Annotated in this window: 30 protein-coding genes; 14 read left to right on the forward strand and 16 right to left on the reverse strand. The window is 70.9% G+C overall.

Features of this window, described 5'->3' with window-relative positions; all coding sequences use genetic code 11:
- Positions 1-106 precede the first annotated feature (106 nt).
- Complete coding sequence (locus ABGA98_RS04750; RefSeq protein WP_347616908.1) at positions 107-685, forward strand: copper chaperone PCu(A)C; 579 nt, start codon at positions 107-109, stop codon at positions 683-685.
- Positions 686-736: 51 nt separating this feature from the next.
- Here the strand turns inward: ABGA98_RS04750 and ABGA98_RS04755 are convergent, their stop codons facing one another.
- Positions 737-1,429: a response regulator transcription factor gene (locus tag ABGA98_RS04755; RefSeq protein ID WP_132516891.1), complete on the reverse strand. Its 693-nt coding sequence runs from the start codon at positions 1,427-1,429 to the stop codon at positions 737-739.
- Positions 1,426-2,607 (reverse strand): ATP-binding protein, encoded by a 1,182-nt coding sequence (locus ABGA98_RS04760; protein WP_347616909.1) that lies wholly within the window; start codon positions 2,605-2,607, stop codon positions 1,426-1,428. Before ABGA98_RS04760 ends, ABGA98_RS04755 begins: the two co-directional genes overlap by 4 nt.
- A 124-nt stretch (positions 2,608-2,731) precedes the next feature.
- Between ABGA98_RS04760 and phoU the strand changes: the two genes are divergently transcribed.
- Entirely contained in the window at positions 2,732-3,376 is a 645-nt protein-coding gene (gene phoU / locus ABGA98_RS04765) for a phosphate signaling complex protein PhoU (protein ID WP_347616910.1), read from the forward strand.
- A 48-nt stretch (positions 3,377-3,424) separates the two neighbouring features.
- On the opposite strand, the gene ABGA98_RS04770 is transcribed toward phoU, so the two are convergent.
- From ABGA98_RS04770 to mshA, 3 genes are read right to left on the reverse strand one after another with little or no spacing between them, the layout of a single operon-like run.
- Positions 3,425-4,168 carry a phosphoglyceromutase gene (locus ABGA98_RS04770; protein ID WP_132641612.1) on the reverse strand — a complete coding sequence of 248 codons (744 nt, stop codon included), beginning with the start codon at positions 4,166-4,168 and terminating at the stop codon, positions 3,425-3,427.
- A 10-nt stretch (positions 4,169-4,178) separates the two neighbouring features.
- On the reverse strand, positions 4,179-4,670 hold the full coding sequence (locus ABGA98_RS04775; RefSeq protein WP_347616911.1) for a YbjN domain-containing protein: 492 nt from the start codon (positions 4,668-4,670) through the stop codon (positions 4,179-4,181).
- A 38-nt stretch (positions 4,671-4,708) separates the two neighbouring features.
- A complete protein-coding gene (gene mshA / locus ABGA98_RS04780) occupies positions 4,709-5,947 on the reverse strand; it encodes a D-inositol-3-phosphate glycosyltransferase (protein ID WP_347617707.1) in 1,239 nt (412 codons plus the stop codon).
- A gap of 171 nt (positions 5,948-6,118) precedes the next feature.
- On the opposite strand from mshA, the gene ABGA98_RS04785 reads away from it, so the two are divergent.
- Together ABGA98_RS04785 and ABGA98_RS04790 are read left to right on the forward strand one after the other, a co-directional pair.
- The gene (locus ABGA98_RS04785; protein WP_347616912.1) at positions 6,119-6,862 is read left to right on the forward strand and encodes an SDR family NAD(P)-dependent oxidoreductase; all 744 of its coding nucleotides are present in this window, start codon (positions 6,119-6,121) and stop codon (positions 6,860-6,862) included.
- A 24-nt stretch (positions 6,863-6,886) separates the two neighbouring features.
- Positions 6,887-7,693, forward strand: a complete 807-nt coding sequence (locus ABGA98_RS04790; protein ID WP_347616913.1) for a class I SAM-dependent methyltransferase — start codon at positions 6,887-6,889, stop codon at positions 7,691-7,693.
- Here ABGA98_RS04790 and ABGA98_RS04795 read toward each other — a convergent pair.
- Positions 7,690-8,193 carry an O-acetyl-ADP-ribose deacetylase gene (locus tag ABGA98_RS04795; protein WP_347616914.1) on the reverse strand — a complete coding sequence of 168 codons (504 nt, stop codon included), beginning with the start codon at positions 8,191-8,193 and terminating at the stop codon, positions 7,690-7,692. The genes ABGA98_RS04790 and ABGA98_RS04795 overlap by 4 nt on opposite strands.
- A 177-nt stretch (positions 8,194-8,370) precedes the next feature.
- Here ABGA98_RS04795 and ABGA98_RS04800 point away from each other — a divergent pair, with 177 nt between their 5' ends.
- From ABGA98_RS04800 to ABGA98_RS04820, 5 genes are all read left to right on the forward strand, one after another.
- On the forward strand, positions 8,371-8,727 hold the full coding sequence (locus ABGA98_RS04800) for a BlaI/MecI/CopY family transcriptional regulator (protein WP_347616915.1): 357 nt from the start codon (positions 8,371-8,373) through the stop codon (positions 8,725-8,727).
- Positions 8,724-9,629, forward strand: a complete 906-nt coding sequence (locus ABGA98_RS04805; RefSeq protein ID WP_347616916.1) for a M56 family metallopeptidase — start codon at positions 8,724-8,726, stop codon at positions 9,627-9,629. Before ABGA98_RS04800 ends, ABGA98_RS04805 begins: the two co-directional genes overlap by 4 nt.
- A 60-nt stretch (positions 9,630-9,689) precedes the next feature.
- Entirely contained in the window at positions 9,690-10,181 is a 492-nt protein-coding gene (locus tag ABGA98_RS04810; protein WP_347616917.1) for a helix-turn-helix transcriptional regulator, read from the forward strand.
- A gap of 3 nt (positions 10,182-10,184) precedes the next feature.
- The gene (locus ABGA98_RS04815) at positions 10,185-10,634 is read left to right on the forward strand and encodes a hypothetical protein (protein ID WP_347616918.1); all 450 of its coding nucleotides are present in this window, start codon (positions 10,185-10,187) and stop codon (positions 10,632-10,634) included.
- A gap of 122 nt (positions 10,635-10,756) precedes the next feature.
- The gene (locus ABGA98_RS04820) at positions 10,757-11,125 is read left to right on the forward strand and encodes a DUF2516 family protein (RefSeq protein ID WP_347616919.1); all 369 of its coding nucleotides are present in this window, start codon (positions 10,757-10,759) and stop codon (positions 11,123-11,125) included.
- Here ABGA98_RS04820 and ABGA98_RS04825 read toward each other — a convergent pair whose 3' ends face one another.
- The gene (locus ABGA98_RS04825) at positions 11,126-11,806 is read right to left on the reverse strand and encodes an SGNH/GDSL hydrolase family protein (protein WP_347616920.1); all 681 of its coding nucleotides are present in this window, start codon (positions 11,804-11,806) and stop codon (positions 11,126-11,128) included.
- Between the two features lie 28 nt (positions 11,807-11,834).
- Here ABGA98_RS04825 and ABGA98_RS04830 point away from each other — a divergent pair, with 28 nt between their 5' ends.
- Positions 11,835-12,569 (forward strand): alanyl-tRNA editing protein, encoded by a 735-nt coding sequence (locus tag ABGA98_RS04830; protein ID WP_347616921.1) that lies wholly within the window; start codon positions 11,835-11,837, stop codon positions 12,567-12,569.
- Between the two features lie 42 nt (positions 12,570-12,611).
- Here ABGA98_RS04830 and ABGA98_RS04835 read toward each other — a convergent pair whose 3' ends face one another.
- Positions 12,612-13,571, reverse strand: a complete 960-nt coding sequence (locus tag ABGA98_RS04835; protein ID WP_347616922.1) for a GntR family transcriptional regulator — start codon at positions 13,569-13,571, stop codon at positions 12,612-12,614.
- A 109-nt stretch (positions 13,572-13,680) separates the two neighbouring features.
- Here ABGA98_RS04835 and ABGA98_RS04840 point away from each other — a divergent pair, with 109 nt between their 5' ends.
- Together ABGA98_RS04840 and ABGA98_RS04845 are read left to right on the forward strand one after the other, a co-directional pair.
- Positions 13,681-14,769: an FAD-dependent monooxygenase gene (locus tag ABGA98_RS04840; protein WP_347616923.1), complete on the forward strand. Its 1,089-nt coding sequence runs from the start codon at positions 13,681-13,683 to the stop codon at positions 14,767-14,769.
- A 28-nt stretch (positions 14,770-14,797) separates the two neighbouring features.
- Positions 14,798-16,405 (forward strand): DUF2207 domain-containing protein, encoded by a 1,608-nt coding sequence (locus ABGA98_RS04845; protein WP_347616924.1) that lies wholly within the window; start codon positions 14,798-14,800, stop codon positions 16,403-16,405.
- A gap of 64 nt (positions 16,406-16,469) precedes the next feature.
- Here the strand turns inward: ABGA98_RS04845 and ABGA98_RS04850 are convergent, their stop codons facing one another.
- Positions 16,470-17,384, reverse strand: a complete 915-nt coding sequence (locus ABGA98_RS04850) for an asparaginase (protein WP_347616925.1) — start codon at positions 17,382-17,384, stop codon at positions 16,470-16,472.
- Positions 17,385-17,444: 60 nt separating this feature from the next.
- Between ABGA98_RS04850 and dtd the strand changes: the two genes are divergently transcribed.
- The gene (dtd, locus tag ABGA98_RS04855; RefSeq protein ID WP_347616926.1) at positions 17,445-17,870 is read left to right on the forward strand and encodes a D-aminoacyl-tRNA deacylase; all 426 of its coding nucleotides are present in this window, start codon (positions 17,445-17,447) and stop codon (positions 17,868-17,870) included.
- A gap of 30 nt (positions 17,871-17,900) precedes the next feature.
- On the opposite strand, the gene ABGA98_RS04860 is transcribed toward dtd, so the two are convergent.
- The 4 genes from ABGA98_RS04860 to ABGA98_RS04875 form a co-directional block, all read right to left on the reverse strand.
- Complete coding sequence (locus ABGA98_RS04860) at positions 17,901-18,839, reverse strand: folate-binding protein (RefSeq protein ID WP_347616927.1); 939 nt, start codon at positions 18,837-18,839, stop codon at positions 17,901-17,903.
- A 10-nt stretch (positions 18,840-18,849) separates the two neighbouring features.
- Complete coding sequence (locus ABGA98_RS04865) at positions 18,850-19,263, reverse strand: Fur family transcriptional regulator (RefSeq protein WP_347616928.1); 414 nt, start codon at positions 19,261-19,263, stop codon at positions 18,850-18,852.
- A gap of 342 nt (positions 19,264-19,605) precedes the next feature.
- Positions 19,606-19,902 carry a DUF2470 domain-containing protein gene (locus tag ABGA98_RS04870; RefSeq protein WP_347616929.1) on the reverse strand — a complete coding sequence of 99 codons (297 nt, stop codon included), beginning with the start codon at positions 19,900-19,902 and terminating at the stop codon, positions 19,606-19,608.
- A gap of 4 nt (positions 19,903-19,906) precedes the next feature.
- Positions 19,907-20,395 carry an FABP family protein gene (locus ABGA98_RS04875; RefSeq protein ID WP_347616930.1) on the reverse strand — a complete coding sequence of 163 codons (489 nt, stop codon included), beginning with the start codon at positions 20,393-20,395 and terminating at the stop codon, positions 19,907-19,909.
- A 38-nt stretch (positions 20,396-20,433) separates the two neighbouring features.
- Here ABGA98_RS04875 and ABGA98_RS04880 point away from each other — a divergent pair, with 38 nt between their 5' ends.
- The gene (locus ABGA98_RS04880; RefSeq protein WP_347616931.1) at positions 20,434-20,796 is read left to right on the forward strand and encodes a DsrE family protein; all 363 of its coding nucleotides are present in this window, start codon (positions 20,434-20,436) and stop codon (positions 20,794-20,796) included.
- Here the strand turns inward: ABGA98_RS04880 and ABGA98_RS04885 are convergent.
- The 3 genes from ABGA98_RS04885 to ABGA98_RS04895 all read right to left on the reverse strand — a co-directional run bounded on the left by ABGA98_RS04885 (position 20,790) and on the right by ABGA98_RS04895 (position 23,649).
- A complete protein-coding gene (locus ABGA98_RS04885; protein ID WP_347616932.1) occupies positions 20,790-21,587 on the reverse strand; it encodes a metalloregulator ArsR/SmtB family transcription factor in 798 nt (265 codons plus the stop codon). The two genes, ABGA98_RS04880 and ABGA98_RS04885, sit on opposite strands and share 7 nt — an antisense overlap.
- Positions 21,588-21,716: 129 nt before the next feature.
- Positions 21,717-22,430: a glutamine amidotransferase gene (locus ABGA98_RS04890; protein ID WP_347616933.1), complete on the reverse strand. Its 714-nt coding sequence runs from the start codon at positions 22,428-22,430 to the stop codon at positions 21,717-21,719.
- Positions 22,420-23,649: a MurT ligase domain-containing protein gene (locus tag ABGA98_RS04895; RefSeq protein WP_347616934.1), complete on the reverse strand. Its 1,230-nt coding sequence runs from the start codon at positions 23,647-23,649 to the stop codon at positions 22,420-22,422. Before ABGA98_RS04895 ends, ABGA98_RS04890 begins: the two co-directional genes overlap by 11 nt.
- Positions 23,650-23,707 lie beyond the last annotated feature (58 nt).

Consider the following 23,707-nt stretch of genomic DNA (forward strand, 5'->3'; position numbering starts at 1 on the left):
TATGACCATGCATTCAGGTCGATAAGGTGGGCGCGGCTCATGCGCATGCGCGAGACATGCGGGTGAGCCTCACCCACGCATGCGCAAGACCAAGGAGAACCCGCCCGTGACCAGCAGTCGCTGGATTGTCGTAGCCGCCGCGTTCTTGGCAGCCCCCGTGCTCGCGGGCTGCGGGGCAGGATTCGACGCCACCACCAACCAGCCGTACGCCCCCAACGAGGCACAAGTGTTGATCGAAAAGGGTGCCTACGGCACGCGCGGCATTCACATCCCGCAGGCGTTCATCCTCGGCCCCGACTCCGGGGCGCAGCTCGCCTGGCGCGGCTCCGCCCCCGTCTACCTCAACATCCTCAACAAGTCGGACGCCCCTGACACCCTGGAGAAGGTCTCCGCAGGGGGCATGGGCGAGGTCAAGGTCACGGCCCCGATCCAGCTTCCCGTAGGCCAGCTCGTCAACACCGGCAAGCCCACCCCGCAGATCATGCTCGAGTCGATCCCCAAGAGCCTCAGAGGCGGCGAGAGCATCAAGCTGGACCTCCAGTTCGCCAAGGCCGGCGTCGTGTCCATGAACGTGCCTGTGGTCACGCGCAGCCGCGAGTTCCAGCACTACCCGCCGGCTCCCAACGCCACCCCCGCGCCCACGCCCACCCCGACGCCCTCCGCCACCGCGGAAGAGGGGCATTAGACACGCGAAAACCCCTGTTCCGGTACGCGAGACGTACCGGAACAGGGGTTTTCAGCTTTCGACGGCGTCGAACTTGTAGCCCAGGCCGCGCACGGTCAGGATGCAGCGCGGGTTGGACGGATCGGACTCGATCTTGGCGCGCAGGCGCTTGACGTGGACGTCGAGGGTCTTGGTGTCGCCCACGTAGTCGGCGCCCCAGACCCGGTCGATGAGCTGGCCCCTGGTCAGGACGCGCCCCGCGTTGCGCAGCAGCACCTCCAGCAGCTCGAACTCCTTCAGCGGCAGCTGCACCTGCTCACCGCGCACGGCGACGACGTGGCGGTCGACGTCCATGCGTACGGGGCCGACGGCCAGCACGGCCGTCTCCAGCTCCTCGATGACGTCTCCCTGGCGGCGCAGGACCGCGCGGATGCGGGCCACGAGCTCGCGGGAGGAGAACGGCTTGGTGACGTAGTCGTCGGCGCCCAGTTCGAGGCCGACGACCTTGTCGATCTCGCTGTCCTTGGCGGTCAGCATGATCACCGGCACCTTGGAGCGCTGGCGGAGCGACCGGCACACCTCCGTACCGGGCAGTCCGGGCAACATCAGGTCGAGCAGCACCAGGTCGGCGCCGTTGCGGTCGAAGGTGTCGAGCGCCTCGGGCCCGGTCGCCGCGACCGACACCTCGAAGCCCTCCTTGCGGAGCATGTAGGACAGGGCGTCGGAGAAGGACTCCTCGTCCTCCACGACGAGCACTCGAGTCATTTGGCGGCCTCCAGGGGAATCGAGGGTGGTACTGCCACCGCCGTGCCGCCGAACGCGGGCAGGCGGAGCGTGAAGGTGGAGCCGGACCCTTCCTTGCTCCAGACGGTCACCTCGCCCGCGTGCGCGGCGGCGACGTGTTTGACGATGGCGAGGCCGAGGCCGGTGCCGCCGGTCGCACGCGACCTGGCCGCGTCGACGCGGAAGAACCGCTCGAAGATGCGCTCCAGGGCCTCCTCCGGGATGCCGATGCCCTGGTCGCTCACGCTGATCTCGACGGAGTCGCCCGCGGGCCGCACGCTGACGACGACCCTCGTGTGCTCGGGACTGTAGCCGACGGCGTTGTCGATCAGGTTGCGCAGCGCGGTGACGAGCAGATCGTCGTCGCCCCAGACGCGCAGACCCGAGGTGCCGCCGGTGACGAGCGCGATGTCCTTGGCCGCGGCCCTGGTGTTGCAGTGGTCGACGGCGTCGTTGACGGCCTCGTCGATCGAGACCTGGCCAGGGGTGGGGATGGGTTCGGCGCCCTGGATCCGGCTGAGCGTGATCAGGTCCTGGACGAGGTAGTTGAGCCGGGCGGCCTCCAGCTGCATGCGCCCGGCGAAGCGGGTGACCGCCTCGGGGTCGTCGGCCGCGTCCTGGATGGTCTCGGCGAGCAGGCTCAGCGCTCCCACCGGGGTCTTCAGCTCGTGGCTGACGTTGGCGACGAAGTCGCGGCGCACGGCCTCGACCCTGCGCCGCTCGGTCTGGTCCTCGGCCAGCACCAGCACCTGGCCGTGGGAGCCCAGCGGCGCCACGCGGACGGCGAAGCTCGTGGTCTCCTGGCCGAACTTGTGCCCCGCGACGTCGATCTCGCTCTCGCGGATCTCGCCGTCGCGGCGCACCTGCCTGGCCAGCGCGAGCAGCTCGGCGGCCATCAGCCGCTCGCCCTTGACCAGCCCGAACGCCCGCGCCGCCGAACTGGCGCGCAGCACGCGGTCGTGCGCGTCGAGCACCACGGCGGAGGACGGCAGGACGGCGAGCACGGAGGCCACCCCCTGCGGCAGCGCCGCACCCGTCTCCACGCCGTCGTTCGCGACCGTGCGGCTCGGGGCCTCGATCTGGTTGCGGTAGAACAGGACCGCCAGGGCGCCCACGACGAACCCGGCCAGGGCCGCGAAGCTCATGGCCATCTCACTCATGTCTCCGATGGTAGGTCGCCTTTTCTGCAGGACAGACCCCCTCATCAGGGGATGAACATGCCTTTCCTGGAAAGTTCATCTGAGCGTTGGAGTTCGTTCATCGTCGGCCCCGTACGGTGACGGCATGCGCGACGCGTACCATGAAGAACTTGATTCGCTGACCGACAAGCTGGTCGAGATGACCAGGCTCGTCCGCTCGGCCATCTCCCGTGCCACCACGGCACTGCTCGACGCCGACCTCGCGCTCGCCGAGAGCGTGATCTCCCGCGACGAGGAAGTGAACGCGGTTTTCGCCGACATCGAGTCGTCGATCTTCGAGCTGATGGCCAGGCAGCAGCCGGTCGCGGTGGACCTGCGGATGGTCATCACGGCGCTGCGCATGGGCACCGACCTGGAGCGGATGGGCGACCTCGCCGTCCACGTCGCCAAGGTCGCCCGCCTGCGCCACCCCGACTCGGCGATCCCCGCGGAGACCCGCTCGACGATCGTGGAGATGGGGCAGATCGCGGAGAACCTCGTCACCAAGGCCGGCAGCTGCGTGGCGTCCAGGGACGTGGAGTCGGCGCTGGAGCTGGAGCAGGACGACGACGCGATGGACCGGCTGCACCGGCGGTTGTTCAGGAACATCCTGGCCAAGGACTGGCCGCACGGGGTCGAGCCGGCGATCGACATCACGCTGATCGGGCGCTACTACGAGCGCTATGCGGACCACGCCGTCCGCGTGGCCGGGGATGTCGTCTATCTCGTTACGGGGTCGCGCCCGGGTTAGCCGCCCCGGGCGGCGTCGCGGGAGCGCCGCCGCCCTCGGCCGGACAGGTCAGCGGCCCTGGTTGGCGACGGCTTCGATGGCCGCCTTGGCCGCCTCGGGGTCGAGGTAGCGGCCGCCCCGCACCGCCGGGTTGTAGTCGGCGTCGAGGTCGTAGACCAGCGGGATGCCCGTCGGGATGTTGAGGCCGGCGATCTCCTCGTCGCCGATGCCGTCGAGGTGCTTGACCAGGGCCCGCAGGGAGTTGCCGTGGGCCGCCACCAGGACCGTGCGGCCGGCGGCGAGGTCGGGGACGATCTCGTCGTACCAGTAGGGGAGCATGCGCTCGACGACGTCCTTCAGGCACTCGGTGCGGGGCATGAGCTCCGAGGGGAGCAGGGCGTAGCGCGGGTCGCCGGCCTGGGAGAACTCGTCGTCGTCGGCGATCGGCGGCGGGGGCGTGTCGTAGGAGCGGCGCCAGAGCATGAACTGCTCCTCACCGAACTCCTCCCTGGTCTGCGCCTTGTTCTTGCCCTGCAGGGCGCCGTAGTGGCGTTCGTTCAGCCGCCAGCTGCGCTTGACCGGGAGCCAGAGCAGGTCGGCCGCCCCCAGCGCCAGCTGGGCCGTCTGGATGGCCCTGGTCAGCAGGCTGGTGTGGACGACGTCCGGGCGGAGCCCGGCTTCCTGGAGGAGCTTGCCGCCCCGGCGTGCCTCGTCCTCGCCCTTGGCCGACAGGCTCACGTCCACCCAGCCGGTGAACAGGCCCTTCGCGTTCCAGTCGCTCTCGCCGTGCCGTAGCAGCACCAAAGTCGCCATAGGCCCAATCCTAGGGGCGCTCCGACCTGGCCGGGTCGGCGAAGCGGGCGAACGCCTGCAGGTTGGCCAGCGACTCGCCACGCTTGGCCCGCCACTCCCACTCGCGCCGGATCGACGAGGCGAAGCCCAGCTCGAGCGCCCGGTCGAACCAGTCGTCCGCGTAGGTCAGCACGCAGCCCAGCAGCCGGTCGATCTCGTCCTCGTCGACGGCCGCCAGAGGGACGCGGCCGACGAGGTGGACGTCGCCGACGGGGTCGACGGAGAAGTGCACGCCGTACATCGTGCCGTTCTTGCCGAGCAGCCAGCGGTAGAACTCGGCGTGGTTCTCGTCGGGCCTGCGGCAGAAGAACGCCTCGACGTGCAGGACCGTCTCCCCGACGATCAGCCAGGTCATGGTGGCGAGCTTGTGCTGCCCGGGCAGTCTGACCAGGAACGCCCCGGGCCGCGGCTCGTCGTAGGTGACGTCCGCGGCCTTGAGCGCGGCTTCGACGACATCGCGCATGCAGCCCAGCATAGGCGGACCAGAACAATGTACGGGTACTAGAGGTTCACGGCCACGGGCGTCTTGTGCAGGTTCGCCACGGCGGCCGCGTACACCTCCATGAGCCGTGAGGCGGTGGCCTGCCAGCCGAAGGCGGCGGCGTGGGCGCGGGCGTTCCGCGAGAGCTCGTCGCGGCGGCGCGGCGCGGTGACGAAGCGGCGCAGCACCCCCGCCCAGACGGCCGGGTCGTGGCCGTTCACGAGCACACCGGAGACGTCGTGGCGCACGGCGGTACGCAGCCCTCCCACGGCGGCGGCGGCCACAGGGGTGCCGCAGGCCTGGGACTCCAGGGCGACGAGGCCGAACGACTCGCTGTAGGAGGGCACCACCGTCACGGACGCGGCCCGGTACCAGTCGGCCAGCTCCTCCTGCGCGACCGGCGGCACGAGGCGTACGACGTCGGAGATACCCAGCTCGGCCGCCAGCTCGGTGAGGACGGACGGGCGGGCCAGGCCGTTGCCGGAAGGGCCGCCCACGCAGGCGACCACCAGGCGGTCACGCAGCGACGGGTCGTCGATGAGCATCCTGGAGGCCGCGCGCAGCAGGACGTCGGGCGCCTTGAGCGGCTGGATCCTGCCGACGAACAGCAGCACGTGCGCGTCCTGCGGCAGTCCCAGCCGGCGGCGGGCGGCGCCCTGCGAGGCGGGGCGGAAGACGGTGAGGTTGACGCCGGGGTTCACGACGGCGACGCGCTGCTCGGCGGCGCCGTACAGGTCCATGAGCTCGCGCGCCTCGTCGGCGGTGTTGGCCACCAGGCGGTCGGCGATCTCCACGACCTGTTCCTCGCCCACCACCCTGGCCTGGGGTTCCGGCTTGTCGCCCTGGGCGAGCAGCAGGTTCTTGACCTTGGCCATGGTGTGCATGGTGTGCACGAGGGGCACGCCCCAGCGTTCCTTGGCCAGCCAGCCGACCTGGCCCGAAAGCCAGTAGTGGGAGTGGATGACGTCGTAGCGGCCGGGGTCGTACATGGCCTCGGTGCGCAGGACCTCCGACAGGAACGCGCAGAGCTGGCCGGGCAGGTCGCTCCTGTCCATCTCCTCGTACGGGCCCGCGGTGAGGTGACGGACGAGGACGCCCGGGGCGAGCTCGGCCACGGGCGGCAGGTCCCGGGCGGTGGCGCGGGTGAAGATCTCCACCTCCACGCCGGCCTGGGCCAGCCGTCTGGCGGATTCGACGATGTACACGTTCATCCCGCCGGCGTCGCCCGTGCCGGGCTGGTCCAGCGGCGACGTGTGCATGCTGATGGTCGCGACCCGGTGGACCCGTCGTCGCCTCACTCGACACCACCTCCGAACCAATGACAACCCATCAAGTTTTTGCGACATTCCCGACACTTAGTCACAGTCGGGGTACAACTCCGGCAGACCTGCCCGCCGACGCGGCTCAGCGGGGCTGGCAGGATGAGGGGCATGCGCAGAACAGCCGTGGTGACGGGCGCCAGCAGCGGGATCGGGGAGGCGACCGCGCGCAGGCTCGCCGGCGAGGGCTACGACGTGGTTGCGGGCGCGAGGCGCCGCGACCGGCTGGACAAGCTGGCCGCCGAGGTCCCCTCGGTCACGCCGGTGACGCTCGACGTGACCTCCCAGGAGTCGGTCGACGCGCTGGCGGGCGCGCTTGACCGCTGCGACGTGCTGGTCAACAACGCGGGCGGCGCGCTCGGCCTCGAACCGGTGTCCGGGGCCCGGCTGGACGACTGGCAGCGGATGTACGACACGAACGTGCTCGGCTCCCTGCGCATGACCCAGGCGCTGCTGCCCCGGCTGATCGAGTCGGGGGACGGCGTGCTGGTCATGCTGACCTCGACGGCGGGCCTGGTGTCGTACGAGGGCGGGGGCGGCTACTGCGCGGCCAAGCACGCGCAGACGTCGATGGTCGAGACGCTCCGCCTCGAACTGGTCGGGCAGCCGGTGCGGATCGTCGAGATCGCGCCGGGCATGGTGCGGAGCGAGGGCTTCGCGGTCACCAGGTTCCGCGGCGACGAGGCGGCCGCGGCCCGCGTGTACGAAGGCGTGCCCGACCCGCTGACCTCCGACGACGTGGCCGACGCGATCGCATGGACCGTGACGCGCCCCGCCCACGTGAACGTCGACCGCATGGTCATCCGCCCCCGCGCCCAGGCGGCGCAGCACAGGATCCACCGCGTCAGTGGCTGAGGCCGCCCGCGCGGCGGCCGGCTGATGGGCACGTCCCCCGCCCGCAGGCCGGTCGGGGCGATCACGAGGGGGACGACCGGGCACAACCGGCTGCGGCGCTCCGACCGCTGGGTCGCGGCCGTGCACGGCGGGCTGCTTCGGGCCGCGAGCCGGCCGCTGGTGGTCGACCTCGGGTACGGCGCCTCCCACACCACGACGCTGGAGTTGTTCAGGCGGTTACGCCAGGTGGCGCCGCGGGTCGAGGTGGTGGGCATCGAGATCGACCCGGCGCGGGTGGCGGCGGCGAAGCCGTACGAGCGGGAGGGGCTGACGTTCCGGCTGGGCGGCTTCGAGCTGCCCGTGTCGCGCCCGCCGACGCTGGTGCGGGCGTTCAACGTGCTCAGGCAGTACGGAGAGGCCGAGGCCTGGCGCTACTGGGACGTGCTCCGCGACGGGCTGGCTCCCGGCGGCGTCCTGGTGGAGGGCACGTCGTCGGAGAACGGGCGGCGCGCGGTCTGGGCCGGGGTGTCCAGGGAGGGGCCGGGGACGATCACCTTCTCCGCCCGGTTCGACGCCTTCGAGCAGCCGTCCGACCTGGCCGACCGGCTGCCCAAGACCCTCATCCACCGGAACGTGCCGGGTGAGCGGATCCACGCGTTCCTGCGGGACTTCGACCACGCGTGGGCGGTGAGCGCGGCGTACGGGGCGCACGGGCGGCGGCAGCGGTGGCTGGCCGCCGTGCGCGTCCTGGCCGGGTCATGGCCGGTGCCCCTGCGGCCGCCGCTCGGCGGGCCCGCGCGGTGGCGGCTCGGCGAGCTGACCTTGCCGTGGTCGGCGGTCGATCCCCGCTAGAGCAGCGACGCGAACGCGGCGTAGGCCCTGTGATCGAACAGCACGAACCGGACGTCGGCCACGGACGTCTCCGCCTGCCGCACGGTCTCCAGGGCGATCCGCGCCGCGTCGTCGACGGGCCAGCCGTAGATGCCGGTCGAGATGGCGGGGAAGGCCACCGAGCGCGCCCCGAGCGCGTCGGCCACCCGCAGCGACTCGCGGTGGCAGGAGGCCAGCAGCCCGGACCGGTCCTGCGACCGGGAGTGGACCGGGCCGACGGTGTGGATCACCCACCGGGCGGGCAGCCGGCCCGCGGTCGTGGCGACCGCCTGCCCGGTCGGCAGGCCCTTGCCGTAGCGGGAGGCGCGCAGCCGCCTGCACTCGTCCAGGATCTCCGGCCCGCCGCGGCGGTGGATGGCGCCGTCGACGCCCCCGCCGCCCATGAGGGAGGAGTTGGCGGCGTTCACCACGGCGTCGGACTCCTGCTCGGTGATGTCGCCGAGGACCAGCGTGATCTCCATACGACCGAGGGTGTCACGCGATGGGCGGCCGCCGCCAACCGCACCCGCCGGACTGGCTGACCTCGGCGGGTATGGCCCTCGTCAAGTCCCGCCCCCCGCGGCCGACGTACCGCCGCCAGGAGAATCGCGCGGCCCCCGAATGCCAGCTCGACAGGTTGTAGAGCTAGTCTGAAGGACGTGAAGGGTCTTGGCGAGCTTGAGCGCAGCATCATGGACATCCTCTGGGCGCAGAGCGGTGCGCTGACCGCCCGTGAGGTCGGCAGGCTCATCGCCGACCGCGATCTCGCCCCCACGACGGTGATGACGGTGCTCGACCGGCTCACCCGCAAGGGCTTCCTCGAGCGCACCCGTGACGGCCGCGCGTGGAGATATCAGCCGGCGGAAAGCCGCGACGCGTACATCGCTGAGCTTATGCTGGAAGCCTTGGACATGACGGGTGACCGATCGGCCGCCCTGACCCGTTTCGCCCAGGCTGTTTCGGGAACGGAAGCGGAGCTCCTGCGCAGAGTCCTCACGGAGCTGGAGGAAGAGTGATCACGGCAGTGGTGCTGGCGGCGCTCGCCACGGCGTGCGCGGTCGGCTCCTGGCGTTTCACCACGGCCCGCTGGACCTCCCGGGCTCCCCGGCTGGCCGTCATCGTCTGGCAGTCGCTCGGCGTGGCGTGGGGGCTGGCGACGACCGGCGCCATGCTCGCCTACGCCGTCCAGCCCTACGGCACGGGGGTGCTGCAGGGGCTGATCGCGTTCGGGCGGGGCGAGACGCCGCCGCAGGCGTGGGACGCGCTGCACGTGCTCGCGCTGATCGCGGGCCTCACCGCGCTGGCCGTGCTGGTGGTCGTGCTCATCACGGCGGGCGTGCAGGCGCTGCGGGCCCGCCGGCGCCACCGCATGCTGCTGGCGCTGATCTCCCGCGACGACCCCGGCGTGCCCGGCGTGCGGGTGCTCGACCATCCGGGCGCCGCCGCCTACTGCGTGCCGGGGCTGCGTTCGCAGGTCGTGGTCAGCGAGGGCGCGCTCAAGCTGCTGTCGGAGGACGAGCTGGCGGCCGTGCTGGCCCACGAGTCGGCGCACGTACGCGAGCGGCACGACCTGGTGCTGCTGCCGTTCGCCGCGCTGCGCAGGGCGATGCCCTGGTCGAAGGTGGTGGCCGACGCGCAGTCGCAGGTGGAGTTGCTCATCGAGATGGCCGCCGACGACCGGGCCCGCCGCTACTGCTCGCCGCGCAGGCTGGCGACGGCGCTGCTGCGGTTCGGCACGGCGGGCGCCATGCCGACGCCCCAGGGCATGCTCGGCGTGCACGCCCAGCACGTCATGGCGCGGGTCGACCGCCTGATCAAGCCGGGTCCCGAGCTGGCCACGCCAGCCCGCTACGGGTTCATCGCGCTCTCTGTGAGCTTGCTCACCGCCACGCCGTTCCTGTGGGTCATCCAGCTCTAGTGCTTGCTGTAGTTAATCACCGCGTTTGCAATTGCAAGCAGTGCGAGGCAGAATACAGGCATGGCACTACCCAAGGTCGGCTCGATCGGCGAGTACATCCGCGAGCAGCGGCAGCAGGCGAAGATCTCGCTTCGCCAGCTGGCTGAGGCGGCGGGTGTCTCCAACCCCTATCTCAGCCAGATCGAGCGCGGGTTGCGCAAGCCGAGCGCGGAGATCCTCAACCAGATCGCCAAGGGTCTGCGCATCTCCTCGCAGGCGCTCTACGTGCAGGCGGGCCTCATCGAGGACCGCGAGCCGCCGAGCGATGTGATCACCGCGATCAGGGCCGACCCGCTTCTCACCGAACGGCAACGCCAAGTGCTGATCGATATCTACGAGTCGTTCCGTAAGGAGGCGCCCGCCGGGGACGAGCAGACCTCCCAGAATGCTCATCCCCGGCGCGACGCCGAAACGGACGACGATCCGCTGCCCGAGGAGTTTCTCGCCGCTCTTGAGCCCTACGCGGCGCCCTCCGGCAACGGCAACGTCACCCAGGAAACCAAGGAAGGTTAACCCATGACGCTCGCCACCGAGGTCAAGAAGCTGACCGAGTCCAAGCCGTTCTACGCCGTCGCGGGTGTCGGCGACTACGCCGTCGAGAAGCTGCGCGAGCTGCCCGAGCAGCTGCAGAAGCTGCAGTCGCGCCGCTCCGAGTTCACCCAGGAGCTCCCGGTCAAGGCCCGCGCGTTCACCCAGGAGCTTCCCGTCAGGGCCCGCGAGGTCGCCGACAAGGCCGAAGGCCTGGCCAGAGAGCTGCCCGAGAAGGCCCGCGGCTACGCCGACCACCTGACGCACAAGGCCACCGAGGTCTACGACGACTTCGCCACGCGTGGCCGCAAGGTCGTCAGCAAGACGTCCGGCGAGGCCGCACTCGAGCTCGAAGAGGTGTCGGAGGCCGCCGAGCCGGCCGTCGCCGAGCCCGTCAAGCCGGCCAGGAAGACCCGCACCACCAAGGCCAAGGCCTGACCCGGCGAAAGGCCCGCCTCCATGGAGAGGCGGGCCTTTCCTCTTACGGGGTGCCCGCGCGCCGGGGGCGCCTATTAGGCTGAAGCCGATTTCCTCGCGGCGTATAGGCGGAGCCAACGAATATGAATCTGATCAACGGTGTGTTCAACCTCCTCTTCCTGGTGCTCGCCGCCGTCATCTTCGGCATGTCGGTCTACGCGCTGGTGCACGCGCTGCGCGTTCCGACGAACGCGTTCGTCTCTGCGGGCAAACTGAAGAAGAACCTCTGGTTGCTGATCCTCGTGCTGGCGACGCTGTTCTCCGCAGGAGGAGCGTGGGGCTACTTCAACGACTTCATGATCGTCGGTGACAGGCAGTTCCTCGGCATCGGCATCGGCATCTTCTCCATCGCGGCCGTGATCGCGGCCACCGTCTACATCGTCGACGTGAAGCCGGCCGTCAAGGGCATGGGCGGCGGGCGCGGCGGCAACGGCCCCTACGGCCCCTGGTAGTCAGGCCAGCCGGGCCGCCAGCCAGGCGGCGATGCGCTTGTGCCCGGCGGCCGTGGGGTGCACACCGTCGGGCAGCACCGCCTCCGGCGGCCAGCGCGTGGCCATCGGGTCGAGGAAGGCCACATCCTCGCGCCTGGCCACCTCCGCCAGGGCGTCGCGCACGGCGTACGCCTTCGCGGGCGCGCCGTCCAGCCAGATGGGGCCGACCATGACGATCCTGGTGTCCGGCCAGTGCCCGCGTACGACGTCGAGCAGCCGCTCGGCGGCCCGCCCCACGCGCGCCGGACCCCAGCGCCGGTCGTTGTGGCCGCCCGAGATGACCAGCACGTCGGGGGCCGGCCGCCACGACAGCTCCACCTCGAACGAACGCTGGAACGTACGCCCCACCCGCCCCTTGCTGAGATAGCCCGTGCCGCCCGCGCCCGCGATGACCGGCTGCCAGCCCAGCAGGCGCGCGGTCTCCGCCGCGTACGTCTTCCACCGCGGCACCGGGCCCGACCCCACGGTGAAGCTGTCACCCACGAACATCACGACCGGCGTGGCCGGCCGCACGACGGGCGTGGCGGGCACGAGCGGCGGGGTGGCCTCCGCGCCGGCGTTGCACCCGCTCAGGAACGCCGTGCCGAGGCCCGCCAGCGCGACGACCCGTACGGCTCGGGAACGATGCGTCAGGCCGCGCATGACCACCTCTGAGGGTTAGGCTGCCGATATGACCCACGACCTCCACGGGCGGACGCAACGGCTCGAACTGTCAGACCAGGATCTTCGCGACTTCGAAGCCGTGGTGCTGGAGTCGTCGCCTGAGGGGATCGTGCTGAGCAGGTCGGCATTCTATCCAGGTGGGGGCGGCCAGCCGGCGGATCACGGAGTTCTGCTCTGGCAGGGGGTGGAGACCCGCATCGTCGGGGTGCGCAAGGGCGACGACCTCCACCTGATCCCGGCGGAGGGCGACCCCGTCCCGCCGGCCGGCACGGCGGTCAAGGCGGCGGTGGCCGACGAGCGCCGCTCTGCCCTCATGCGCACCCACTCGGGGCTGCACGTGTTGTGCGGGGTGGTGTTCCGTGACTACGGCTGCCTCGTCACCGGCGGCAACATGGACGAGCTGACCGCCCGGATGGACTTCAACCTGCCCGAGGTGCCTCCGGGGTTCAAGGAGGCCGTCGAAGACGCCTGCAACGCCGAGATCGTCGCCGACCGGCGCATCGACGTGCGCGTGCTCCCCCGCGCCGAGGCGTTCGCCATCCCCGACATCATCCGCACGGCCACCAACCTGGTGCCCGAGACCGTGCAGGACGTGCGGGTCGTCGACATCGTCGGCCTCGACACCCAGGCCGACGGCGGCACCCACGTGGCCTCCACCAAGCAGATCGGCCACATCAAGGTCGCCAAGATCGAGAGCAAGGGGCGCGGCTTCCGCCGCCTGCGCATCCAGATCTCCCGCTAGCCGATCCCCCCGCCGACCGAAACCCGCCGGCCGATCTCCCGCTCAGCCGATCTCCACGGCGAGGCCGTCGAGCAACCGGGCGAGCCCGAACTCGAAGAGCCGGTCGAGCTTCAGGTCGAAGTCGCCGCCCATCTCGGCCAGCGTGCCGAGGAAGGCGGCGGCGCTGCCGGACTCGGCGATCGCCAGCACGCGGGCCTCCTGCCCGCTCATCCACTCGTCGTCGGTCATCCCGGTGTCGGCCCGGGCCTGGAGCTCCATGTCGAGGTTGGCCGCGATGCCCCGGACGTAGCTGTGCAGCAGGACGACCACGTACATCCTGTTCGTGGCGTCGAGGCGGTCCCCCAGCCCTGCCAGGGCCCATTCGGTGTGGCGGAGCAGGGCGGGCGAGGGCAGCGGCCGGGTGAGCGGGGAGGTCCTGGCCATCCACGGGTGTTCGCGGAAGGCCGCCCACTGCAGGCGCGCGGACGTCTCCAGGCGGGCCCGCCAGCCGTCCGGGGCCTCCTCGGGCAGCGGGAACTCCCCGACCGCCCCGTCGATCATGAGCGTGAGCAGGTCGTCCTTGCCGCTCACGTGCCGGTAGAGCGACATCGTGGCCATGCCAAGACGGCCCGCGACGGCGCGCATGGTGAGCTCGGACAGCCCTTCCGCGTCGGCGATCTCGATGGCCGCGCGCACGATGCGCTCGCGCGTCGCGTCGTGTCCCGGCAGCGCGGGCCGCTCCGCGCGTCTGGAACGTCCAGAAGGTCCGGAGGGCCGCTCACCGCGCGACTCGGCCCTCGCACGCCCGCGCGGCTCCGCCACGACCGTGCCGACCCGCGGCTCCGCGATCACCACCCCTTCCCGGGCCAGCAGGGCGAGCGCCTTTGAGGCGGTCGCCAGCGCCACCCCCCAGTCCCTGGCGAGTTGCCTGGTGGACGGCACCCGCTCTCCTGGACGCAGTTCGCCGTCGGCCACGCGGCGCTTGATGTCGGCCACGATGCGCGCGTAGGGAGGGGCGGCCATCGATCCTCCTGTCCTAGTACAGACCTTCCCATCATAGCCTTGTGAACAGCTGTATGTACTGCGTACATTCACATTGCGTACGTCGTTCAACAACACAAGGGAGCACGGCATGAAGGTTCTGGTGTCCGGCGCGAGCATCGGCGGGCCCGTCCTCGCCCACTGGCTGCGGCGGTACGGCTGCGACGTGACGGTCGTCGAGCGGGCACCCGCCCGCCGCAAGGGCGGTCAGGCGGTCGACCTCAGGGGCGCGGCCATCACCGTGATCGCGAAGATGGGCCTCCTCGACCAGGTCAAAGCCCGGAGGACGACCATGCGCGGCATGTCCATGGTCGACGGCGACGGCAACGAGATCATGCGCAGCACCGAGGGCACGCTCAGCGGCGGCAGCTTCGACGGCCCCGACGTCGAGATCATGCGCGACGACCTGAACGAGGTCCTCATCGGCGCCGCCGACGCCGCCTACCGCTACGGCGACTCGATCGCCGCCCTCGACCAGGACGCCCAGGGCGTGGACGTGACGTTCGAGAGCGGCGAGCAGGGCCGCTACGACCACGTGTTCGGCGCGGACGGCCTGCACTCCAACGTCAGGCGTCTGGTCTTCGGCGAGGAGTCGCGGTTCGTCCACCACCTCGGCACGTACATCTCCTTCTTCACCGCCGACAACTTCCTCGGCCTCGACCACTGGCAGACCTGGCACAACGAGGCCGGCATGGGAGCCGCGCTCTTCAACGACCACGACCCCGCCGTCATGCGGGTCGGCCTGGGCTTCACCGCCGGTCCGATCGTGTACGACCACCGGGACACCGAGCGGCAGAAGCAGCTCGTCCAGGAGCACTGCTCGGCCATGCGCTGGGAAGGGCCCCGGCTGCTGGAAGCCATGTGGAAGGCCGACGACTTCTATTTCGACGCGATGGCCCAGGTGAAGATGGAGCGCTGGTCGGCGGGGCGGGTCGCGCTCGTGGGCGACGCGGGCTACTGTCCCTCGCCGATGTCGGGGCAGGGCACGAGCCTGGCCGTCGTAGGGGCGTACGTGCTGGCTCAGGAGCTCGCCAGGAACCCTGAGACGGCCTGCGGCCGGTACGAGGAGCGCATGCGCCCGTTCGTCGCCCGGAATCAGGCACTCGCCCTGGAGAACCCCGGCCAGGGCGCCGCGCCGGAGAGCGTTCAGCGAGCGGCTACCAGCATCACGCTGGACTAACAGGTCCGAACCGATACGATTTGCCGCCATGACGGGTATCAGGCTCACGATGGCAGCCCTCGCGGCCACCGCTCTGACGTTGACCGCAGCCCCCGCCATGGCGGCGGAGGCCGGGATCACGGACGAGGTGACGATGACCCTCGGCAAGGACGGCACCCTGCACGTGGTCGAGAAGATCACGGGGGCGTCGGGGGGGCTCAAGCGCACGTTCATCACCAGGACCCGGTACGACGACGACAACGACCGGCTCTACCAGATCTCCAACGTCAAAGGCGGCACGTACGCCGACGGCGTGCTCACCGTGACGGGCGGGACGGTCGAGTACGACGTCAAGGGCGCGGTGACGCCCTCCGGCGACGTCGAGGAGCTGCGCTGGTTCGCAGTGAACGGCTGGAACCAGCAGGTCGCCAAGGCGACGGTCAAGGTGAGCGGCCCCGGCCAGGTGCAGAACCTGTCCTGCTTCGCCGGCGAGCTGACCTCGGCGATCGGCTGCACCTCGGCGTCCATGGACCACACGGCCACCCAGGCGGACTTCGAGCAGGAGAACATCGCGCCGGGCGACGCGCTCACCGTGGTCGTCGGATACCCGAAGGGCTCCAGCACCGGGACCCCCATTCTGGAGAAGCGGTTCTCGCTGGCCTCCGCGTTCACCCTCGACCTCGTCACCGGCGGCACCCTGGCCGCCCTGCTGGTCCTGCTGCTCGGCGGGTTCGGCCTGCTGTACTGGACCCGGGGCAGGGACGCCAGAGTCGTCGACCATGAGAAGGACTCCGTCAATCCAGTGCAGAACGGTCACTTCTCGCCGCCGGACGGGGTGCGTCCCGGCCAGATCGGCACGCTCGTCGACGAGCAGGCCGACGTGGTCGACGTGACGGCCACGATCGTGGACCTGGCGGTCCGCGGCTACCTGCGCATCGACGAGCAGCCGCGCCAGACGTACGACGCGCCCGACTGGATGCTCGTCAGGCTGCCCAGCGCGCCCGTCAACGCGCTCCTGCCCTACGAGCGGGCGCTCTACGACGCCATCTTCGACGGCCGTGACGCGGTGCTGCTGTCCCAGCTGTCCGGCTCGTTCACCAGCCACCTGGGCGAGGTGCGCGACGCGCTCTACGCGGACGTGGTCGAGCAGGGCTGGTTCGCCCGCCGCCCCGACACCGAGCGCACCAAGTGGACGACCATCGGCGTGGTGCTCCTCGGCGCCGGCCTGCTGTCCACGGTGGCGCTGGCCTGGTTCACGACGTACGGGCTGCTCGGCCTGGCACTGATCATCGCGGGCGGCGCGCTGGCCGTCGGCGGCCAGTACATGCCGGCCAAGACCGCCAAGGGCTCGGCGGCCCTGGCGCACACCATGGGCTTTCGCGACTATCTCTTCTCCGGCGAGCTGGGCGACGTGCCCGAACAACACAGGGTGGAGCTGTTCTCCCGCTACCTCCCCTATGCCGTGATCTTCGACGGGGTGGAGCACTGGTCGCGCGTGGTGGCCTCGGTCACCAGCAACGGCCACCAGTCGGACAACCTCTACTGGTACCACGGCCCCGCCGAGTGGGACCTGTCCAAGTTCGCCGGCTCGATGCGCACGTTCACCACGACGACCTCCGGCGCCATCTCCGCCAGCCGCCAGTTCCGCACACTCTGACGCGGGCTCACCCCCCACGCCCTGCCGCCGTACCGCTGTGCCGCACCGGACGCCCCCGCGCGCCTCAGCGCAGGCGGACCCGCAGCTCGCCGACCGGGCGGCCGCCGCCGAGCACCGCTGGGGCGCCCAGCTCGGCCAGGCCGGGCGCGTCGAACCCGAGCGAGCGCAGCGCCGCCACGGTGACGGCGACGCGGGCGCGCTGCGAACCGTCCTCGACCTTGACGGTGCCCGCCCGCCCGTCCTCGAACACGAACGCGTCGAACGCCTCCGCCCCCGCCTTCACCATGAGCCCGGGCAGCGCCCGCATGAGCGTGGCCTCGGGCCGGCCGGTGCCGGAGGTCCACTCGGGGTGGGTGCGCATCGCGTCGAAGATCTTGCGTTCGTACGAGTCGGGCGAGGACAGCGCGTACGCACGGAACGCCTTGACCACCCCCAGCATCGACACGTAGTGCAGCGGCGCCCCGCACCCGTCCACGCCGGTGGCCGCGATCCGCTCCCCGGTCAGCTCCTCCACCGTCTCGCGGATCGTCCGCTGCAGCGGGTGCCTCGGCTCCAGGTAGGTCTCCGTCGGCCAGCCGTTCGCCACGCAGGTGGCCAGCATGGCGGCGTGCTTGCCCGAGCAGTTCATGTGGACGCGGCTCCGGTCGGTCACCGTCCTGTCGAACGGATGGTCCTCGGGGCAGCGCAGGGCCGTCTCCTCAAGCCCCGCCCCGGCGAGGATCTTCATGACGCCGTCGACGTGGAACGGCTCGCCCGAGTGGGAGGCGCAGGCCAGTGCGAGCAGCTCGTCTTCCAGCTCCAGGCCCGCGCGGAGCATGCCGAGCGCCTGCAGCGGCTTCAGCGCCGAGCGCGGCGAGGCAGGAACGTGCACCGCGCCGCGCGTCTCGATCAGGCGCCCTTCGGCGTCCACGGTCAGCATGCGCGCCTGGTGCGTGGACTCCACGAACCCCGACCGGACGACTTCCACAACCACCGACATGTCGCGACCCCTTTCGGGACGAGTCTACGGACGGCTCTTCGTGGTCCAGAATGGATGTCCATGCGGGCAGTCGTACAACGAGTGAGTTCGGCATCGGTCGAGGTCGACGGGCGGACGGTGGGGGCGGTCGCCGAGCCGGGCCTGCTCGTCCTGGTGGGCGTCACCCACACCGACACGCGCGCCGAGGCGGCCAGGCTCGCCGCCAAGCTGTGGGGCCTGCGCATCCTGCACGGCGAGAAGTCCTGCTCCGACGTGTCGGCGCCGCTCCTGGTGATCAGCCAGTTCACGCTGTACGGCGACGCGCGCAAGGGCCGGCGGCCCACCTGGCAGGCCGCGGCCCCAGGACCGGTCGCCGAGCCGCTGGTGGAGGCCGTGGTCGCCGAGCTGCGCGCGCTGGGCGCCCGCGTGGAGACGGGGATCTTCGGCGCCGACATGAAGGTGTCGCTCGTCAACGACGGGCCGATCACGCTCGTGCTGGAGGTCTGAGACCTCGGCCGCCCCGCCGAGGTCCGGGTTTCAGCGGATCCGGCGGCGCAGCGACGGGTCGATGGTGACGTTGCGGCCCGCGTCAGGCGGCACGATGACCTCCTGCGTGGCGGCCACCCCGCCGGCCAGCAGCGGCGCGTCCACCGGCACGGTGCGTTTGACCACGGCCAGCGCGATCGGGCCGAGCTCGTGGTGGCGCGCCGCCGTGCCGACCACGCCGATCTCCTGGCTCTCGAAGATCACCGGGGCTCCGTGCGGGGGCAGCGTGTCGACGCTGCCGTCGAGGTGGAGGAAGACCAGGCGGCGCGGCGGATGCCCCAGGTTGTGCACGCGTGCCACGGTCTCCTGGCCGCGGTAGCAGCCCTTGGTCAGGTGGACGGCGGCGCCGATCCAGCCCACCTCGTGGGGGATGGTCTTGTGGTCGGTCTCGAACCCCAGCCGCGGCCGGCCCTCCTCGATCCTGAGCGCCTCATAGGCCCACAATCCGGCCACCGGCCTGCCCAGGTGCTCGGGCAGCTCGGCCCGCGGCACCAGGAAGTCCTCGCCAGAGGTGGACAGCACGGCCAGGTCGTCGGCCCGCGACACCTCGACGCGCAGCATGAACCGCATCCGGTGGAGATAGTCGATCAGGCTCTGGGCGGTGCCCGGCTCGACGTGGGCCAGCACGCTCTCGCCGTCGTCGACCAGCGTCAGGTGGTGCTGGACGCGGCCCTGCAGGTCGAGGTCGAGCGTCTGGGTCCACTCGCCGGGGGTCAGCGCGTCGAGCTTCTGCGAGGTCAGGTCGTTGAGCCATTTCAGCCGGTCGGCACCCGAGACGCGGATCACCTCGCGGTTGCTGCGGTCGACGACCGCCTCGCCCTTGGCCAGCGCGCGCTGCTCGGCGAACAGGTCGCCGTAGTGGGCGGCTACGTCGGAGTCCGGCTCGTCGGCGGCGACGGCACCGGGAAGGTCGAGCAGAGGGCTACGCATGCCCTCCAGGCTATCGGCAGTTGCGGCAGCGCCCGAAGACGGTCAGGTGGTGCACGTCGGCGACGAACCCCAGCTCTTCATCCAGGCCCTTGACCAGCCCTTCGGCCATCTCGGGACGCACCTCGATCACCTCGTCGCAGCCCCGGCACACCAGGTGCACGTGGTCGGCCTCGGCGGCCAGATGGTAGGTCGGCGCGCCGTGGCCGAGATGGGTGTGGGTGACCAGGCCGAGCTCCTCGAGCAGCTCCAGAGTGCGGTAGACCGTCGAGATGTTGACGCCGCGGGCCGTCTCACGGACCTTGACGCAGATCTCCTCCGGCGTGGCGTGCATCAGCTCCTTGATCGCCTCCAGGACGAGCTGGCGCTGGGGAGTCACCCGGTAGCCCTTGGCGCGGAGTTGCTCGTGCCACTGCGTCTCCGTCATGTCCCGAGTGTAAGGCGCGTGGCCGCGAGCTGCCGGCGGACGGCCGGACGGGGCCGGGCCGATATTCGCTTGCCCCTTCTGAGCCGGAGCACATAGCTTCGTTGGTACGCGGAAAGGAGGTGGTCCACACAATGGTGATTCATAGTTGGGCTAGCGAGGTGGTTGTCCGCTAGCGCTGCGGACTCGTTGTCTCGTGGCGTTCGCGAATACGAGGCAACCACCGGGGCCCCTGGCAGCCGGAGGGCGGGATGTCATCCCGACCATGGTCCATCCGGCCCGCCTGCTCGGCAGGCGGAGCGTCGCCCGGGGCCCTTCTTCATGTCCGGACCCGGTCTGCCCGGGTCAGTGCTGCCCCCGGGCCGAAATGCCCAGCTTGTCGCACGCGTCGCGATAGAGGCGTACGACGGCCATGCGCACCTGGGAGCGCTCGGTCAGCGTCTCACCCCACGGCACCCGCACCCGCTCGCCGCCGTCCACGGTGAACTCGATGCCCTCGGCGTCGACGTCGCTCGTCACGGCGGTGGTCGCCTCCGGCCGGCCCGCGAGCCCGCGTACGATGATCAGCGCGTCGTCGGGATGGTCGTCGTTCATGTGGCTTTTGATCGCCTGAACGGCGGCGGGAGTGAATGGCGTGCTCATCGCCTCAAGCTACCTTCTTGAGCTCGGCCGACATGTGGTCGGTGAGCGGGTGTCCGACGGCGGCCATCTCGTAAGCCCACATGAGGTTGCCGTTGACGAGCCCGTAGAGCCGGTGGCCCGCGGTGTACTCCTTCGCCGAGGAGGTGCGCGCGACCACGTCGGTGTACAGCTCGATCTTGTTGAAGACGACCTCGCCGAGGTAGATCTCGACGATGCCGGTGGGGTGCGACAGCACCACCTCGACCTGCCTGTCGGGCTGCGGCCGCCAGTATCCCGACTCCGTGGCCAGCGGCCTGACCCGGTTGCCCGCGTCGTCGAGCAGCCACGTGCGGCTCACGTACGTCAGGAACGGCTTGCCGTTGTGCCCGAACTCGATCTCCTGCCCGAAGTTGAAGCTCTCGATCGTCGGATAGCCGCCCACGCCGGCGCCTTCCCACCGCCCCAGCAGGAACGCGATCGGCTCCAGGTCGGGGTGCACCTCAGGTTCTTCCATGCTCCCCAAGGGTAGTGGGGGGCGTTAGGGTGACGGGCATGGCACGATCTCTGGTGATCAAGGTGACCGCGGGAGCCGACGCGCCCGAGCGCTGCAACCAGGCGTTCACGGTGGCGGCCGCCGCGCTCGCGAGCGGGGTCCCCGTTTCCCTCTGGCTGACCGGCGAGGCGTCGTGGTTCGCGCTGCCGGGGCGGGCCAAGGAGTTCAGCCTGCCGCATGCCGCGTCCCTCAGCGACCTGCTCGACGCCGTGCTGGCCGGCGGCCGGGTGACGCTCTGCACGCAGTGCGCCGCCCGCAGGGAGATCACCGTCGACGACCTCATCGACGGGGTGCGCATCGCCGGGGCGCCGGCGTTCGTCGAGGAGGCGGTCGCCGAGGGCGCCCAGGCCCTCGTCTACTGACCGCTTCCCGCCGGGAGCGGCTCGCCGGTCTCCAGCAGGGTCTTGAGGCTGGAGACCAGCTCGGGCCAGCCCTGGCTGACGGCGTCGCGCACGGCGCTGGCCGGCGGGAAGCCGCCGTGCACGACGGTCAGCTTGACCATCTCGCCGGCCTGCTCGACCTCGAAGGTCACCGTTGACCTGGGCTCCGCGGCCATCTCGGCGCGGCTCTCGACGCTCAGGCCGACACTTTCCGCGAACTCCGGCGTGAAGGTGTGCCAGGTGTAGGCCAGCCGGCGCGGCGGGTCGGCCTCCAGCACGACCTGTTCCGGGTCCTCCACCGTGACGCCGAGCTGCTTCCAGGTCACGGGCGATCCGACCGTCCAGTCCGATTCGAGCTCGACGCCCCAGTAGCGCTTGGTGAAGGCGGGCTCGGTCAACGCCTGCCAGAGGCGTTCCGGTGTGGTCTTGATGTAGGTCGTGTAGACGAAGTCGTGGCTCGTCACGGGGGTGTCCTCCAATGCCGTCTTGAGGTCGGTCAGGGCGCCGGCCCGGTGGCGGTCGTACCTGTTGATCCAGCGGTCCGCGAGGGCGTTGATCGGCACGGCGTTGAGGTAGTGCAGCTTCTCCCGTCCGCGCCACACCGTGGTCACCAGGTTGGCCGCCTCCAGCACGGCCAGGTGCTTGCTCACCGACTGCCTGGCCATGTCGAGCTCGGCGCACAGCTCTCGCAGGGTCTGCCCGCTGCGCGCGTTGAGACTGTCCAGCAACCTGCGCCGGCCGGGGTCGGCCAGCGCCTTGAACACCTCGTCCATGTACCGCCGTCCACGCTCATGCAGCCCGTTGGCTGCCTTTCCACGATAGGCAGCCAACGGGCTGCATGTCAATCGCCGCAGCGCCTCAGGAGCGGTCGAGCACGCGGCGCAGCGCCGCCATGCCCGAGGTCAGCCCGGCAGGACGGCCGCCAGGCGTTCCCGGCGGAGCGCTTCGTAACGGGAGTCGTCGAGCGGCGCCAGATCGCCCACGCACCAGGACAGCAGCAGGTCGGCCAGCGCCGGGTTGCGGGCCAGAGCGGGCCCGTGAAGGTAGGTGCCGACCACGTGCCCGGTGTAGCAGCCCTCGAAGCCGTCACCGTTGCCGGTGCCCACGAGCGTCTTGGACAGCGGCTTGACCCCCGGGCCGAGGTGGGTGACACCCATGTGGTTCTCGAAGCCGGTCAGCGTGGGCAGGTTGAGCGCGGCGTCGACCTCCGCCACCAGCTCGCCCACCGCCCGCGCGGGCCCGCGGGAGCTGGAGAGGTCGAGCAGCCCGATGCCGTCCACCGGCTGGCCCTCCTCGCCGCCGAACGTGCTGCCCATGATCTGGTAGCCGGCGCAGACCGCCAGCAGGACCGCGCCGCCGGCGATGGCGCGGTGCAGGCCGCCGTCCCTGCGCAGGCGCTCGGCGGCCAGGATCTGGGGGCGGTCCTCGCCGCCGCCGATGAGGTAGAGGTCACCGGACTCCGGGACCGGATCGGCCGAGCGTACGTGGATCGTCTCCGTCTCGATGCCCCGCAGCTGCGCCCGCCGCTCCAGGACGAGCACGTTGCCCTGGTCGCCGTAGGTGCTCAGCAGGTCAGGGTAGATCCAGACGATACGCAGGGCGCTGTCAGACGGCACGACCGAACTCCGATCGGATCTGCTGGAAGGCGGTGTAGTTGGCGATCACGTCGACCCGGCCGGGCGGCTGCATGACCAGCGCCTCGGTGAACGTGTCGCACAGCGTGAACGGCACGTCGGCCACGTCGAGCCGGAGCGCCAGGTCGAGGCGGCGCTGGCCGGTGACGAACACGGGCCGGCCGCGCAGGATGCGGTAGTCGACGTCCCACAACCACGACGTGTCGCGGCCGTCGGGGCCCTGGGCGTTGACCGACAGGATGATCGGCAGCTGCGGGTCGGCGACGTCGAACGCCTCCAGCCAGCCCGCCGGGTTCTTCGACAGCAGCAGCCGCGCGTAGCGGCCGTCACGCTCGACCGTGGTGTAGCGGCCCGCGACCGAGGTGACCTCGCGCAGCCGGGGCAGCGCCCGATTGACCGGCACCCCGAACGCGTCGGCCACCGCCAGCGCCATCACGGCGTTGGAGCGGTTGGCCGCGCCGGGCAGCTGGATGTCGAGCGACCACCGCTCACCGTGGGGGTCGACCGCCACGTCGCCGTCGACCGCCCACTGCGGCTCCGGCCGGTGGAACGTGCACTCGCGGCACGCCCAGTCGGCGTCCTTGCGGTCGAGCGGGCCGCCGCACTCGGGGCAGCACCAGGAGTCTTCCTTCCACCGCTGCCCGCCGGCGACCCAGGTGACCTTGGCGGCCGTGGAGGCGCCCCAGGTGACGAGCGGGTCGTCGCAGTTGGCGATGACGTGGGTGGGCTTGCCCGACAGCGCCCTGCGCCACTTCTGCGCGAGCAGCCAGATCTCGGCCGCGCGGTCCATCTGGTCGCGGCTGAGGTTCATCAGGCAGACGACGCCCGCCCCGGTGGTGTCGAGCACCTCGGGCAGGTATTTCTCGTCGACTTCGAGCACGCCGTAGGGGGCGCCCTTGTGCTGGGAGAGCGCCGAGACGTGGCCGGCCGGCATGTTGGCCCCGAACGCGTTGGTGGCCACCTCTCCGAGCTCCAGGAGCGCCGAGGTGACCAGCCTGGTCGTGGTCGTCTTGCCGTTGGTCGCGCTGATCAGCGCCAGCTTGCGGTCGCGGGCCAGCTTGCGCAGCAGGTCGGGCTCGAGCAGCAGCCCGACCCGGCCGCCGATCACCGAGCCGTCACCGCGCCCCGTCATCCTGGACAGCGTGGCGGCACTGCGGCCCAGGGCACTGGCGAGCTGCGCCCGCAGAGGAAGCTGGGTCATGTGCATGGATCCTAGTCGTGGTTGGCCCCTTCGCCGCCTACGCGGCGGAAAACCCGGC

The sequence above is a fragment of the Nonomuraea sp. B1E8 genome, assembly GCF_039871515.1.
GTDB lineage: Bacteria > Actinomycetota > Actinomycetes > Streptosporangiales > Streptosporangiaceae > Nonomuraea.